This is a genomic window from Haloleucobacter ellipsoideus (assembly GCF_052491725.1).
The window spans coordinates 14,589-27,555 of sequence record NZ_JBQWAR010000018.1 but is presented as its reverse complement, the minus strand read 5'-3'; the positions used below and the strand labels follow the sequence as shown (position 1 = coordinate 27,555).

Annotated in this window: 12 protein-coding genes; 3 read left to right on the top strand and 9 right to left on the bottom strand. The window is 63.3% G+C overall.

Translation table 11 applies throughout. The features are described 5' to 3' along the window. Window positions 1-28 precede the first annotated feature (28 nt). The 8 genes from ACT6QG_RS07355 to ACT6QG_RS07320 form a co-directional block, all read right to left on the bottom strand. Window positions 29-1,189 carry an iron-containing alcohol dehydrogenase gene (locus ACT6QG_RS07355; RefSeq protein ID WP_444976930.1) on the bottom strand — a complete coding sequence of 387 codons (1,161 nt, stop codon included), beginning with the start codon at window positions 1,187-1,189 and terminating at the stop codon, window positions 29-31. Window positions 1,190-1,252: 63 nt separating this feature from the next. Further along, window positions 1,253-2,683 (bottom strand): aldehyde dehydrogenase family protein, encoded by a 1,431-nt coding sequence (locus ACT6QG_RS07350; protein ID WP_444976929.1) that lies wholly within the window; start codon window positions 2,681-2,683, stop codon window positions 1,253-1,255. A 4-nt stretch (window positions 2,684-2,687) separates the two neighbouring features. Continuing rightward, complete coding sequence (locus tag ACT6QG_RS07345) at window positions 2,688-3,551, bottom strand: N-acyl homoserine lactonase family protein (protein ID WP_444976928.1); 864 nt, start codon at window positions 3,549-3,551, stop codon at window positions 2,688-2,690. Continuing rightward, the gene (locus ACT6QG_RS07340) at window positions 3,548-4,240 is read right to left on the bottom strand and encodes an ABC transporter ATP-binding protein (protein WP_444976927.1); all 693 of its coding nucleotides are present in this window, start codon (window positions 4,238-4,240) and stop codon (window positions 3,548-3,550) included. The genes ACT6QG_RS07345 and ACT6QG_RS07340 overlap by 4 nt, the downstream gene beginning before the upstream one ends. Continuing rightward, window positions 4,233-5,000 carry an ABC transporter ATP-binding protein gene (locus ACT6QG_RS07335; protein WP_444976926.1) on the bottom strand — a complete coding sequence of 256 codons (768 nt, stop codon included), beginning with the start codon at window positions 4,998-5,000 and terminating at the stop codon, window positions 4,233-4,235. Before ACT6QG_RS07335 ends, ACT6QG_RS07340 begins: the two co-directional genes overlap by 8 nt. Further along, complete coding sequence (locus tag ACT6QG_RS07330; protein ID WP_444976925.1) at window positions 4,997-6,004, bottom strand: branched-chain amino acid ABC transporter permease; 1,008 nt, start codon at window positions 6,002-6,004, stop codon at window positions 4,997-4,999. The genes ACT6QG_RS07335 and ACT6QG_RS07330 overlap by 4 nt, the downstream gene beginning before the upstream one ends. Window position 6,005: 1 nt before the next feature. Further along, the gene (locus ACT6QG_RS07325) at window positions 6,006-6,872 is read right to left on the bottom strand and encodes a branched-chain amino acid ABC transporter permease (protein WP_444976924.1); all 867 of its coding nucleotides are present in this window, start codon (window positions 6,870-6,872) and stop codon (window positions 6,006-6,008) included. A gap of 20 nt (window positions 6,873-6,892) precedes the next feature. After that, a complete protein-coding gene (locus ACT6QG_RS07320; protein ID WP_444976923.1) occupies window positions 6,893-8,065 on the bottom strand; it encodes an ABC transporter substrate-binding protein in 1,173 nt (390 codons plus the stop codon). Window positions 8,066-8,547: 482 nt separating this feature from the next. Between ACT6QG_RS07320 and ACT6QG_RS07315 the strand changes: the two genes are divergently transcribed. From ACT6QG_RS07315 to tcuB, 3 genes are all read left to right on the top strand, one after another. Further along, a complete protein-coding gene (locus ACT6QG_RS07315) occupies window positions 8,548-9,231 on the top strand; it encodes a GntR family transcriptional regulator (RefSeq protein ID WP_444976922.1) in 684 nt (227 codons plus the stop codon). Between the two features lie 63 nt (window positions 9,232-9,294). Beyond that, window positions 9,295-10,779 (top strand): FAD-dependent tricarballylate dehydrogenase TcuA, encoded by a 1,485-nt coding sequence (gene tcuA / locus ACT6QG_RS07310; protein WP_444976921.1) that lies wholly within the window; start codon window positions 9,295-9,297, stop codon window positions 10,777-10,779. Further along, entirely contained in the window at window positions 10,769-11,893 is a 1,125-nt protein-coding gene (gene tcuB / locus ACT6QG_RS07305) for a tricarballylate utilization 4Fe-4S protein TcuB (protein ID WP_444976920.1), read from the top strand. Before tcuA ends, tcuB begins: the two co-directional genes overlap by 11 nt. 81 nt (window positions 11,894-11,974) lie before the next feature. Here the strand turns inward: tcuB and dmeF are convergent, their stop codons facing one another. Then, window positions 11,975-12,937 carry a CDF family Co(II)/Ni(II) efflux transporter DmeF gene (gene dmeF / locus ACT6QG_RS07300; RefSeq protein ID WP_444976919.1) on the bottom strand — a complete coding sequence of 321 codons (963 nt, stop codon included), beginning with the start codon at window positions 12,935-12,937 and terminating at the stop codon, window positions 11,975-11,977. Between the last annotated feature and the right edge of the window lie 30 nt (window positions 12,938-12,967).

Sequence of the window (12,967 nt, the reverse complement as noted above, 5' to 3'; positions counted from 1 at the left end):
CAATCCTGTCCGTTTCCTGTCCGCCGCGTTACAGCGCCTGCTGGAACAACTGCACGAAGTCCGCGCGGGAGGTCGTGCGCGGATTCCAGCGGTTATAACCGGCATCGATGCAAAGATCGGCCAGTTCTTCGATGTCCTCCGCAACCACCCCGACATCGGAAAGCCGGGCGGGAATGCCGACATCGGCGCACAGGTCCCGGATCGCGCCGATGGCCACTTCCGCCGCCTCCAGCGTGCAGAGCCCCTCGACATGACACCCCATGGCGCGGGCAATGTCGGCATAGCGCTCGGGGCTTGAGATCATGTTGAAACGGGCGACGACAGGCAGGCACAGCGCATTGGAAAGCCCGTGCGACAGATGATAGCGCGCGCCGATGAAGCGGGCCATGCAGTGCACATTGCCAAGGCCTGTCTGGCCGAATGTCATGCCCGCCAGCGCCGAACCGCACAGCATGTCAAAAGCCGCGCGGCTGTTCGCCCGGTTGGCGACAAAGGGCCGGAGGCTGCGGGCGAGCAGCTGGATGGCATGCAGGTTGATGCCATCCGTGAAAGGGTTGGCATTGCGGGAGATATAGCTCTCGAAAGCATGCACGAAGGCATCGAGCCCCGAATGGGTGGCCACCGATGCCGGCAGGGAGGCCAGAACCAGCGGGTCCAGAAACGCCACCCGGGCCGGATTGAGCGCGGCATGGCGGATCGACATTTTCAGCCCCGATTGCGTATCGGAGATCACGCAGGAGCCGGAAACCTCCGAGCCGGTGCCCGCTGTGGTGGGCACGGCGATGAGCGGCAGCGGCGGGATCGAGAATCTTTCGATGCCGGCATAATCATGGATACGCCCGCCATTGGTGGAGACGATGGCGACAGCCTTGGCCACATCAATGGTGCTGCCCCCGCCAATGGCCAAAATCAGGTCTGCCTGCAGCGCCGTGCTGATGTCGATCGCCCTGGCAACCGAAAGATCGGTGGGGTCCGGCTCGATTTCTGAGAATGTCGCACAGGCAATGCCGGCGCGCTCCATCTGCTCCAGAATCCGGCGCATGAAGTCGAGATTCAGAAGAGCGGCGTCCACCGCGATGAACACCTTGCGCGCTCCGTGCTCAGCAAGGATTTCCGGCAAGCGGGCCAGACATCCCTCGCCAAGAATGATGCGTGTCGGGCAGAAATAGGATGATTGTTGCAGAAGCATTTCACCAAACCGCAATAGAGCTGTCACGCATGCAGGCACCGGAACAGCTGAAATGAAAACAGGTCAGGGATTGATCACGATCAGCCGCTCGATCGACATTTCCTCGGCGGCATAGGCCGGCCCTTCCTTGCCGAAGCCGCTGGACTTCATGCCGCCGAAGGGCATGACATCCGCCCGCGCCGAAGACGTTTCGTTGATCTGCACCGTGCCGAAACGCAGTTGCCGCATGGCGGTCATCGCGGCCGTAATGTCCCGGGTGAAGATGCCCGCGGCCAGCCCGAACTCGGTGTCATTGGCCCCGCTTATGGCCTCATCCAGCGTATCGAAGGGCTGGATGGCGATGAGCGGGCCGAAGGCCTCCGCGCACCAGGCATTCACATGGGCCGGAACATGGCTGAGCACGGCCGGATGCACGATGCGTCCCTCCCGCTGGCCGCCGCAATGCAGGCGCGCGCCTGCGGCAACCGCATCGCGGATCCATGCTTCGGTCTTGACCGCAGCCGCCGCGCTGATGAGCGGGCCGACGCGCGTCTCCTCATGATCCGGATCGCCGGGCAGCATCTCACCGGCGAGCTGCACAAGGCGTTCCGTCACCTCCGCCACAAGGGGCCGGGCCACATAAAGGCGCTGCACCGATGTGCAGACCTGCCCGGCCTTGCGGAAGCCGGCATTGGCGATCCTGGGCAGCGCCTTGTCCAGATCGGCGTCCGCGCACACGATGGTGGAGGCAATGCTGCCCAGCTCCATCTGGCTGCGGCGCAGCCCCACATGCTGCTGGATGATGCGCCCCACCCGGGTGGAGCCGGTGAAAGTGTAGAAGGCCACATCCGGATTGGTCAGCAGATGCTCGGCCAGCCGCCCCTCCCCCTGGATGATGTGCAGATAGCCCTTCGGCATGCCCGCCTCCACCAGCACCTGCCCCAGCAGCGCCGCGGTGAGCGGCGTGAGGGAGGAGGGCTTGAGGACAGTCGGGTTCCCGGCGGCAAAGCTGGGGCCGATCTTGTGCAGCACCGTGTTCAGCGGCGAGTTGAACGGCGTGATGGCCACCACGACCCCGATGGGATCACGCACCGTGAAGCCGATGCGCTGCCCGGAGCCCGGATGCGCCCCGAATGGCACCGTATGGCCGGTGAGGGATTTGGCGACCTCGGCCGAAAGCTCCAGCGTCAGCCCTGCGCGCATCACCTCCGTGGCGGCATCAACCCGGGTGAAGCCGGCCTCTGCAACCATGAGGGCGATGAAACGCTCGCGCTGGTCCTCAAGCAGACGCGCGGCCCGATACAGGATTGCGGCGCGCTCATGCGGGGCGGGCGCGCCCTTTTCCAGTGCCGCCCTGGCCGTGGCGACAGCTTCTGCAATCAGCTCCGGCGTGGCCACGCAGACCTGCGCGATCTCCGCGCCCGAATACTTGTTCTCAACACCAAGGCGCTCTGGCGTCTCGACCCATGCGCCATCAATCAGGAGGCGATGGAGATCATCAAAATGGGCTGTCATGGCTTCAATCCGCTCGGCGATCATCATGGGATGCGGGCGTCGGCGCCCGCAGGGCGTGGGGCGAGCTGACATCCCAGATGAGGGATGTGCCCGGAACCTGCCGATAGCGCTCCCTCAGCAGGGGGTCGTGGCCCGGCACGATATGGTCGGGGCTGTCCGCAAGGCGTGTGAGAAGGGCCAGGCCATCGAGATAGGCGGGCACATCGACGACAACCGCATAAGGGTTCTGCAGTTCGCCATTGGCATAGAAATGCATGGCATCGGAGGCCAGAACCACGGTTCCCCGCGCCGTTTTGGCCTCCACGATCTGAAGCCCCGGCGCATGCCCGCCAACCGGATGTAGGCGGAAGCCTGGAAACACCTCGCAGCTCTGCTCGGTGAAGCTGACACGCCCGGCATAGAGCGCCCGCAGAATATCGCAGACCTGCTCGATATCATAAGGCCGGCGCAAGGGTGCGTGGCACATGTTGCAGCCCGTGGCATAGGCCATTTCGGCCTTGTGCACATGCAGGCGCGCATTGGGAAACTTCTCCAGATTGCCCAGATGGTCCCAGTGCATGTGGGTGACGATGATATCCGTCACCGCCCCGGGCTCCACGCCCAGTTCCCGCAGCCCCTCTGTCGGGCAGCGCAGATAGATGTGGCCGCGCGAGATGCAGGTCTCCTTGCTGCATCCGCTGTCGATGAGAACCACCCGGCCCGCGCCAACCGCCAGCCACACGAAGAAATCGAGCGGCATCGGCACATCATGGAAATCCACCGCGCCGACAAAATTATGCCCTGCCGGCCGGTCTGCCGGGCTTTGCGCATACAGGATCGTGTAGAGCGCCCATTCCGGCGCATCAGGATCGAAAGAGGGCCTGTTCATAGATACTCCTCCGCCAGCGCCGCACCGCGCAATTCCTCGATTCCGCCTTGCCGCAGCACCACACCGCCGCGCATGACATAGCCACGGGTGGCCACCTTCAGGGCGGGCAGCGCCATCTGCTCGGTCATCAGCACGGTCACGCCCTCGGCGCGAAACTGGCGGATCGCGTCACTGATCTGCCGGATCCAGACCGGAGCAAGCCCCAGAAAAGGCTCATCCAGAAGCAGCAGACGCGGTCCCGCGCTCATGGCGCGGGCAATGGCCACAACCTGCTGCTGGCCACCGCTCAGCAGCCCCGCCAGATCCCCTGCACGCTGGGCCAGCATGGGGAACATGCCGGCCAGCCGTTCATAGGCGCGCGCCTGCTCGGCGCGGCCAAGGCGGGCGGCCCCGGCCAGCACATTGTCCTGCACCGTCATGGTGGGAAACACCCGCCGCCCTTCCGGCGAATAGCCGATCCGGCAGGCAGCGCGATCTGCGGCATGAACCTGCGTCAGGTCCTTGCCATCCAGCAGGATCTGGCCCGAGCGGATCGGCACCATGCCGATGATCGCATTGATGAGACTGCTCTTTCCCGCCCCATTCGCCCCGATGAGGATGACCGTCTCCCCCGCCGGAACGGTGATGGAAATGCGGTTGAGGGCCTGAATGCCGCCGTACTGGACGGTCAGATCTCGCACTTCAAGCATGGGCCGGGATCTCCTCGTCATCGCTCGCGCCGAGATAGGCCTCGATCACTTCGCGGCGGGAGAGCACCTCCTGCGTGGCCCCCTCCGCAATCAGGCGCCCGCCATCCAGCACGCACAGGCGCGGGCACAGCCGTTTCACCAGATCCATGTCATGCTCGACCAGCAGCACGCAGGCGCCGATCTCGCGCATCGCCGCGCCGACATAGGCATCGATGAAATGGCGCTCGTCCCTCTCCAGCCCGGCTGCCGGCTCATCGAGCATCAGCACCTTGGGCGTGGTGACGATGGCCATCATCAGCCCCAGCATCTTCTGCATGCCATAGGGCAATGTGTCCGATATCTGCTCCATCCGTCGCGACAGGCCGGCATGGTCGAGCAGGCCGCGGATCGTCGGATTGTCGAGCATGAAAGCCTTGCGGCTGAACAGGCGCGCGCGCTCCAGATTTTCCGCCACGCTGGCAGACCTGAAGGTCTTGGTCTGCTGGAACGTCCGCACCAGCCCCATATGGCTGCGGGTCTGGAAACTGGTCCCCGTCACCGGCGCGCCATTGAGGAGAACCGCGCCGGAGGTCGCCGGAAGCTGGCCCGAAAGAACATTGATGAGCGTGGTCTTGCCCGCGCCATTGGGGCCGATGACCCCGAGAATTTCGGCACGGCCAAGCGTGATGGACAGATCGGTAAAGACCTTGTTGCCACCGAAATGCTTGCTGATGGCCCGCGCTTCCAGCATGGCGGGGGCTGCATTCATCGCGCGTGTCATGCCGGTTCTCCCTTCACCACGCCAGCCTGCCTGCGCCCCCTGCCGCCCAGATTGCGGCAGACCGTGCACACCAGCCCGAGAATGCCGCCCCGCGCAAACACCACGGCCACGATGAGAAGAATGCCGAACAGGCCGGGCGACAGCTCTCCCTGCAGGCTGAACACATTGGTGGCCCAGACCAGCAGGCCCGCACCGACAATCGGCCCGAGGATCGAGGCGTATCCGCCGACAACCGCATAGGCGACATAGTTGATGGCCGTCATCGCCGCGAAGGATGAGGGATGCGCCGTCATCAGCATCTCGACCAGCGCAAAGCCACCCAGCCCCGCAATGCCGGCCGCGAAGCAGAAACCGGTGACCTTGTAGATCCAGGGCCTCATGCCAAGGCTCTGCGCCAGCACCTCATTCTCGCGAATGGCATCGAACTGGTTGCGCAGGATCCGCGTCACCAGAACCGTCAGGAGGGTGGCCAGAAAGGCAAGGCCGGCAGCCAGCATCAGCACGGCGGCATTGGTCTCGATATGAAAATCGAACACACTGACCGGCGGCAGGCTGGAAACACCATTGGAACCACCCGTCAGGCCCGGCGTCTCGAACAGCACCAGCGGCATGATTTCGGCGATCACGAAGGTCACCAGCACGAAATAGACCCCCTTCATCCGCAAAATGAGCAGCCCCAGGGGAATGGCCACCAGAAAGGGCAGCCCGAATGCGGCAAGGGTGAGAAAGAAGAGGTCCGTGATGTCATGGCGGACACTCAGTATCGCCGCAGTATATCCGCCAATGGCCATGAAGGCCGGCACGGCGAAAAACATCAGATCCATGCGCAGCATGATGTAAACGCTCAGCGCGCCCATCACCGCGATCATGAACTGGGTGAGAACGGAAACCAGCGCGGCGCCCTCAAAGAAGGCCGGCAGTGAAAGCATGCACGCCATGACAATGAGCGCGACAAGCTCCGCCCTGCCGAGGCGCTGAAGAAGGGATGTTCTGGTGCGGTTCATCTCAGGCTCCGCGGATCGGGCGGCCAAACAGGCCAGTCGGCTTCACGAGAAGGACGATCAGCACAAGAATGAACAGCAACAGTGCACCCTTGGAGCCGCCGAGATAAACGGCGGCATATGCCTCGACCAGACCGACGAGAAAAGCGGCGATCGTTGCCCCGCCAAGACTGCCCAGCCCCCCCAGAATGACCACGAGGAAGGAGGCGGCCAGCACCGGGTCTCCCACATGGGGCGTGAGCGAAAGGATGGGCGTGACGAGCGCGCCCGTCATGCCGGCAAGGCCGGTCGCCAGCGCAAAGGCCAGCGGAAACATCAGGCGCGCGCGAATGCCCAGCGCGACCGCGACATCACGGTCTTCCGACAAGGCGCGCATGCTGCGGCCGAAATTCGTCCGGTAGATCAGCGCCCATGTCAGGCCCAGCGCAATGAAGCAGATGACAAAGACGATGAGATTGGCAAGCGGCAGATAGATGCCGCCAAAGCGCAGGACCCCCTGCACGGGAAACTGGAACAAGGGTGCATCCGGGCCGAAAGCCAGCACCACGCCCGTACCCATGACCAGATACAGGCCCAGCGTGAGGATGAGGGTCGCCAAATGGTCTTCGACGACCCTTTCCAGCAGCAGCAGTTCAAAGATATATCCCAGCGCGGCTGTCACCAGTGTGGCCAGAATGACGGCAACGGGATAGGGCAGCCCCAGCATCGAAACCCCGCAATAGGCCGCATATCCGCCCAGAAGATAGAATCCGCCATGGGCGAAGTTCACCACGCCAAGTATTCCGAAGATGAGGGTGAAGCCCAGTGCCAGCAAGGCATACTGCGCACCAAGGGACAGCCCGATCAGGCCGGCTGAGACAAATCCTTCCACTGTCGCTCTCCTGATCTGGACTATTCGTCAGTCGGGGCGTCAGAGCGCCGGACGGGAAGGGTTTCTCCATTGCGGATCAGCCCCATGCCAAAGGGCAGGGAGAGTTCCTGGCGGATGCCATAGGTCTTCTCGCCAATCCATTTTCCCTGGCCGAGATTGGGATCATTCACATGCAGCTCACGCAGGGATTGCGCGACAGCCTCGGCATCCTGATAGGTGCCGGCATTGGAAATGGCCTCAGCAAGAGCGCGCCCGCCAGCCACGAACAGGAAGAAGAAATTGTTCTCCGGCGCCTCGACACCGACCAGTTCGTGATAGCGCTTCTGCAGGGCGCGCACATTGTCATCGATGAAAACCGGCTCGAACCAATAGAAGTCCTTCAGCACATCGAGGCCACCGGCAATACGGGTGATCTCTTCCGTCCCCGGCCCGCCCAGACGGCCAATGGCCCCCTTGAAACCGGCCTGCCGCAACTGCTTCACGATGATGCCGGCATCACCGGGAGGTGTTGAAACCGTATCCACCACATCCGGATTTGCCGCCATGATGCGGGTGACGATGGGGGCGAAGTTGGTGGTTCCGCGCTGGTAATATTCCAGCTTTGTGGGAATGCCGTTATTCTCGTAAACCTGCGCCACCACTTCGGCCACATCCGTACCGGCCTGATCGTTCGGCGCAATGGTCAGCGCTTTCCTGATGCCGAACTCTTCCTTCGCCATCTTGACGATCGGGTCACCCCACGCCGCCGGGCCGGGGCCCATATGGAAGGTCAGCGGCCAGCGCTTGCCAATGGCATCGCGCGCATAGCTGTCGCTGAACATGAGGATCTTGTTGCGGGTGGTGATCGGCTTCATGCCGGTGACTTCGGGCGAGCCCATCGGCCCCAGCACGAACTTCACGCCTTGGCTGACAAAATTGTTGGCCGCCGCGGCACCGCCTTCGGCTGTATATTTGGCATCGATCGTGACGACCTTGAGCTGGCAGGTCTCATCGCCCACCTTCAGCCCGCCGGCCTCGCGCACCTCTGCGGCAACGAAATCCGCCGCGCCCTTGATGGCAAGCCCCCACTGGGTTGCCGCCCCGGACATGGGACCTGTGGCGCCGATCTTGATTTCACATGCCCGGGCACTCACGGCACCCAGGCCAATGGCCATGGCGCAGCCGGCCATGAGCACGACCTTGTTCAGTCGCATGACTTCCTCCCTGGTGAAACACGTTCTTCTGTCCGTATGGCGCACGGGGTGCGGGCCATCGGTGAAACGTTTCATTATTTTGTATTCTGACTTTGAGATATTTCTCAAGTGGCTTTCTCTGAAATTTCTTCAAAAAATTTTTATCCGGACGAGAATTCATAGAAACATGTATTATTTCAATGAGTTGCATATTTTTCGGGAATTTCATATGGTTGAAATCAGGGGTTGAGAAGAAGGTTCAGGCGATAAAAATGTTTCATGAATGATGCATTGCCGCATGCTGAACCGAACATCCATAAGTCCCGGATATTCAATCTGTTCGCAGGTTTCGCACCGCACCCGGAAAGTGCGGAATCCACTCTGGGCAGCCCCCTGCTGAAGCCTTTCAACGCTCTCTTCCCCCAGCTTTGAGAGGCTCCAGACTCGGCTTGACTCATTTTTGTATCCAACTGTATCCACTGAAATTCAGGACAGGAGCTGGCATGAGCAACACCCGGCAGGACAACAGGCAGGCCGACCATCGCCAGGGCGATCAGGCCTACCGGCAACTGATTGATGCGATTGCGCGCGGAGAGCTTCTGCCCGGAACCCGCCTGCGTGAAACCGATCTTTCAGAACGGCTTGGCCTCTCGCGCACCCCTGTGCGTGAAGCCCTTCGGGCGCTGGAGGCCGATGGGCTCGTGAGCCATCAGCCCCGCCTTGGAGCAGTCGTGCGTGAGCTCGACCATGCGGAGGTCATGGAGCTTTATGAAATGCGGGCGGTGATGGAGGGCACGGCCGCACGCCTTGCCGCACGCATCGCTTCCGATGTGGAGCTGCAGGCCCTCATGGCGCTGAATGCCGAATTTGCCGCCTGCACCGATCCGGTCGAGGCCGCCGCTCTCAACCGGCGCTTTCATCAGGCCCTGCTTGGCGCGGCGCGCAACCGCTTTCTCGCCCGCGCCATGGAGGGGCTGGAGAAGACCATGCTCATCCTCGGGCCAACCACCATGATGCTGGCCTCCCGCATCCGCACCGCCTCGGAAGAGCACACCACCCTGCTGGCCGCTCTGGAGCGGCGTGATGGCGTGGCCGCGGAAGCGGCCATGCGCGCCCATATCGAGGCCGCCCAGCTTGGCCGCCTGCATCTGCGCAGCGCAGGCAGCCCGCCACGTTCCGAAGACTGAAAACGGCCCTGCCCCCGGGCGAGGCCAGACATGCCAAGCGCAGAAAAAGAGAGGAAACCCCATATGCGCCCAGCCTCACCCGGACCAGACGGCCCGCCCGCTCCCCCGGCGACGACAAAGCCGCCTGCCTTCTCCACCATTGCCCGGCCGCGTTCGGGCAAGCGCGACGGCATCTGGGATGTGATTGTCGTTGGCGGCGGCAATGCCGCCCTCTGCGCGGCCATCACCGCTGCGGAAGCCGGGCGTTCCGTTCTTATTCTTGAAGGCGCGCCAAAGGATTACAGGGGCGGAAACTCGCGGCACACCCGCAACTTCCGCTGCATGCATCGCGGCCCGCTCGCGGTGCTGACCGACAGCTATGAGGAGGAGGAGTTCTACAATGATCTTCTCCTCGTGACGAAGGGCAAGACAGACGAAAAGCTGGCCCGCCTCGTCATCAGCAATACAGAGGCATGCCTGCCCTGGATGCAGGCGCACGGGGTGCATTTTCAGCCCTCGCTCTCCGGCACCCTCTCGCTTTCGCGAACCAACGCCTTCTTTCTGGGCGGGGGAAAATCTCTGGTGAACGCCTACTACAATACAGCGCAGGATCTGGGCGTCACTGTCGCCTATGAGGCGCAGGTCAGCCATATCCATATTGCGAATGGGCGTTTCAGCGGCGTGGATGTCTGCGTTGCCGGCCAGCCGGTGGAGCATATTGCCGGGCGGGCAGTGGTTCTGGCCTCGGGCGGCTTCCAGTCAGATATTGAATGGCTCACCCGGGCATGGGGCCCGGCAGCCGCCAATTTCCTCATTCGCGGCACGCCTTATAATCGCGGCGTGGTGCTGAGGGACATGATCGACCAGGGCTGCCCCAGCGTGGGCGACCCCACCCAGTGCCATTGCGTGGCCATTGACGGACGCGCGCCGAAATATGATGGCGGAATCTGCACCCGTCTGGACTGCGTGCCCTTTTCCGTGGTGCTCAACCGCAATGGCGAGCGCTTCTATGATGAGGGAGAGGACACCTGGCCCAAGCGCTATGCCATCTGGGGGCGGCTTGTGGCGGCCCAGCCGGAACAGGTTGGCTTTTCCATCATCGATTCCCGCTCCATCGACCTGTTCATGCCATCCGTCTTTCCACCCGTGAAGGCGGATACGGTCGAGGAACTGGCCGTCAAGCTCGGGCTGGACCCGGCCAAAGCGGCCGCAACCATCGCACGGTTCAACGCCGCCTGCCGCCCCGGCACCTTCCACCCCACCGAGCGTGACGGGCTGGCGACGCAGGGCCTGACCCCTCCCAAAACCAACTGGGCCCGCCCCATCGCGGTGCCGCCCTTCTATGGCTACCAGCTTCGGCCCGGTGTCACCTTCACCTATCTGGGCCTGGATGTGGATGAGACCGCACGGGTCGCCGGGCCGGAGGGGCGGCTGGAAAATGTGTGGGCGGCCGGCGAGATCATGGCCGGCTCCATCCTCGGGCAAGGCTATCTGGCCGGCTTTGGCATGGCCATCGGAACCGTTTTCGGACGTATCGCGGGACGGGAGGCCGCAGCTTATGTCGCTTGATCTCACCCTTCATGCCTCAGGCCCCGCCAATGCCGAAAGCCTGAGCCCCGCCATGGCCGAGGCGCATCGCCAGCTCGAAATCTGCAATGCCTGCCGCTATTGCGAGGGCTTCTGCTCAGTGTTTCCGGCGATGATGCGCCAGAAGGTCTTCACCTCCGGCGACCTGAACCATATGGCCAATCTGTGCCACAACTGCCGGGGCTGCTATTATTCCTGCCAATATACCCCGCCCCACGAATTCGCGCTGAACATCCCGGCCGCACTGGCCGAGGTGCGGCAGGAGAGCTGGGAAAGCTTCATCCGCCCCCGCGCACTGGGCCGGGCCTTTCAGGAGCGCGGCTTTGCCATTGCTCTGCTGGTGATGATCGCAACCGGAGCCTTGCTGTGGTTCGCCATGAATGCGACGGCCAATCCGGCCTCGCAATTCTATCAGCAGATGGCTCACAATCTGATGGTTGCCATCTTTGCCCCCGCCTTCATCCTGCCCCTGCTCGTCATCGCCTTTGGCGTCAGCGACTATTGGCGCAAGACGGGTGGAACATGGCCCTGCATGGCAGACCTGAAGGACGCCTTCGGCTCTGTCGCGCGCATGCGGAATCTCGCGGGCGGCCATGGCGAGGGCTGCAATTTCGAGAAGAAGGACCGCTACTCCAACGCCCGCCGCTATGCCCATCAGGCGGTTCTCTATGGCTTCCTGCTCTGCTTTCTCGCCACCTCGTCCGGCACGCTCATGCATTATGCCCTGGGCTGGGCCGCGCCTTATGGCCTGTTCAGCCCGCCCAAGATGTTCGGAATCAGCGGCGGCATTCTGCTGGTGCTGGGATCGATCGAAATGATCCGGCTGAAGCTCAAGGCGGACCCCGCACTGGGTGCGCAGCGGGTCTGGCGTGGGGAGTTTGCCTTTATCGCCCTGCTCGGCCTTACGGCCGCAACCGGGCTGGCCTTGTATGCGGCAACCGGAACCTCACTCGTCCGTCCGCTTCTCGCCCTTCATCTGGGCGCGGTACTCACCCTGTTCCTGATGATGCCCTTTACCAAGATGGTACACGGCTTCTTCCGCCTCTCCGCGCTGATCATCGAGGCGCAAAAGCGCCGTGCGAAGGCCGGGAACTGAAGGCTGCATCTGCGGAAACCGAAACCTGCGCCCGCCCGGACACCACGCCATGCGGGCGCAGATCATCCCGGACAGATGCGGTCAGCAGCATTCCACCGTGAGATGCTCCACCTCATCGACAGGCGCCAGACGGGAGCGGATCACCTCCGGGGTGAGCCCGGCGCCCCGCACGCTCACAATGGCGGCGCGCGCCTGGGGCCCAACCCGCCAGACATGCAGATCCACGATCCGGGCATCCCCCGGCCCCTCGACAGCCGCGCGCACTTCATCGGCGACATGGCGGTCGGTTTCATCCAGCAGCACGCGGGCCGTGTCGCGCATCAGGCCCCAGCCCCAGCGGGCAATCACCGCGCCGCCGACAACACCCATCAGCGGATCGCACCAGCTCCAGCCCAGATAGCGCCCCGCCAGCAGGGCCACGATGGCCAGCACCGAGGTGAGCGCATCGGCCAGCACATGCATATAGGCGGAGCGCAGATTGTTATCCCCCTCCATATGCCCGTGATCATGGTGGTGACCATGGTCGTGGTGGTGTCCGCCATGGTCATGATGACCACCCGCCAGCAGGACGGCGCTCACCACATTCACCACCAGCCCCAGCACCGCAACCAGCGCCGCATCGCCATAATTGACCTCTGCCGGCTCGAACAGGCGCATGACCGATTCGATGGTCAGCCCCAGCGCCACCACCACGAGAATCAGCGCGGAGGCAAAGGCCGCCAGATCACCCACCTTTCCGGTGCCGAAGCTGAAGCGGGGGTCCCGGGCATGGCGCCGCGCATAGCCATAGGCCAGCGCAGCCATGCCCAGTGCGCCGGCATGGGTGGCCATGTGGAAACCATCGGCCAGCAGGGCCATCGAGCCGGTGAGCAGGCCGGCGATGATTTCCACCACCATCATGACGGCGGTGAGCCCCACCACCCACACTGTGCGCCGGGCATTCTCGCCATGGTGGGCGCCCAGAAACACATGCTCATGCGCCCCCGGGGCTGATGGTGGTTCAGGGTGATGGTGGCTGGAATGGGCATGCGGGCCAGAGATCATGTGCTTTCTCCCCTATGCCGGAGCGAACCG

Coding starts and splice junctions, on each gene's coding strand:
- ACT6QG_RS07320 (WP_444976923.1), bottom strand. CDS start 8,065: ATGCGACTGAACAAGGTCGTGCTCATGGCCGGCTGCGCCATGGCCATT.
- ACT6QG_RS07345 (WP_444976928.1), bottom strand. CDS start 3,551: ATGAACAGGCCCTCTTTCGATCCTGATGCGCCGGAATGGGCGCTCTAC.
- ACT6QG_RS07355 (WP_444976930.1), bottom strand. CDS start 1,189: ATGCTTCTGCAACAATCATCCTATTTCTGCCCGACACGCATCATTCTT.
- ACT6QG_RS07330 (WP_444976925.1), bottom strand. CDS start 6,004: ATGAACCGCACCAGAACATCCCTTCTTCAGCGCCTCGGCAGGGCGGAG.
- tcuB (WP_444976920.1), top strand. CDS start 10,769: ATGTCGCTTGATCTCACCCTTCATGCCTCAGGCCCCGCCAATGCCGAA.
- ACT6QG_RS07315 (WP_444976922.1), top strand. CDS start 8,548: ATGAGCAACACCCGGCAGGACAACAGGCAGGCCGACCATCGCCAGGGC.
- tcuA (WP_444976921.1), top strand. CDS start 9,295: ATGCGCCCAGCCTCACCCGGACCAGACGGCCCGCCCGCTCCCCCGGCG.
- ACT6QG_RS07350 (WP_444976929.1), bottom strand. CDS start 2,683: ATGACAGCCCATTTTGATGATCTCCATCGCCTCCTGATTGATGGCGCA.
- ACT6QG_RS07340 (WP_444976927.1), bottom strand. CDS start 4,240: ATGCTTGAAGTGCGAGATCTGACCGTCCAGTACGGCGGCATTCAGGCC.
- ACT6QG_RS07335 (WP_444976926.1), bottom strand. CDS start 5,000: ATGACACGCGCGATGAATGCAGCCCCCGCCATGCTGGAAGCGCGGGCC.
- dmeF (WP_444976919.1), bottom strand. CDS start 12,937: ATGATCTCTGGCCCGCATGCCCATTCCAGCCACCATCACCCTGAACCA.